This is a genomic window from Microbulbifer mangrovi (assembly GCF_002009015.1).
GTDB classification, from domain to species: Bacteria; Pseudomonadota; Gammaproteobacteria; order Pseudomonadales; family Cellvibrionaceae; genus Microbulbifer; species Microbulbifer mangrovi.
The window spans coordinates 1-841 of the sequence record NZ_LZDE01000090.1; the positions used below are offsets into that span (position 1 = coordinate 1).

The following is an 841-nucleotide window of genomic DNA, read 5'->3' on the forward strand; positions in this document are numbered from 1 at the left end:
GACAGTAAGTTAAGTTTTTCTTCTGCCTTTGCAGGTGGCATACCACCGTTGTGCTGATGGGGACGTTGCCAGTTGTCGCAATTCATTAGGTAATTGCTGATGTCTCGACTTGCCTCAGCAATTGAGTAGTAGCCGAGAGGTGGCATCCATTCACTTTTCAGGCTGCGGAGCAGCCTTTCCATCAGGGCCTTGTCCCAGCAGTTTCCGCGGCGGCTCATGCTCTGAGTCATCCGGCAGCGCTACAGTCGCAGCCGGAATAAGCGGCTCCCATACTGGCTGCCTTGATCCGAGTGGAGCAAGACGCCATTCGGTTTACCTCGCTGCTTCCAGGCCACTTCCAGTGCATTCGCCTTGAGTGCGGCGTCAGACTGCTTTGAGATCGCCCACCCGACGATACGGCGGGCATACAAGTCTAGAACCGTTGCGAAGTAGCACCAACGCGATCCGGCCCTGATATAGGTGATGTCGCCACTCCACACTTGGTTTGGCTTTTCCACATCGAACTGGCGATTCAGTTCATTCGGTATATCTCGACTCTCAACCGTTGCTTTCTTGTATTTGTAAGGGCCAGGCTGCTTGCAAATCAAACCGGCCTCACGCATCAAGCCGCGTACTTTAAAGAGCCCGATAGTGATTCCCTGGTCATTGAGCAATCGAACGATGGTTCGGCCGCCAGCAGCGCTACGGCTACGCTTGAAGACTTCGTTGACCTTGGTCCTGAGCCGGACCCTAGGTGCATCGATGACACGCTTCCTGCTCATGTATTCGTAGTAGCATGATTGAGGTACTTCGAACGCTTCGCAGACCAGTTCCACGGCCTCCTGCTCACTTAATCGGTCTA

At 54.0% G+C, this 841-nt stretch carries 1 pseudogene; it reads right to left on the minus strand.

What is annotated here, in order from left to right:
• Window positions 1-841 (minus strand): annotated as a pseudogene (locus B4U49_RS00410) (IS3 family transposase); the annotation flags it as partial.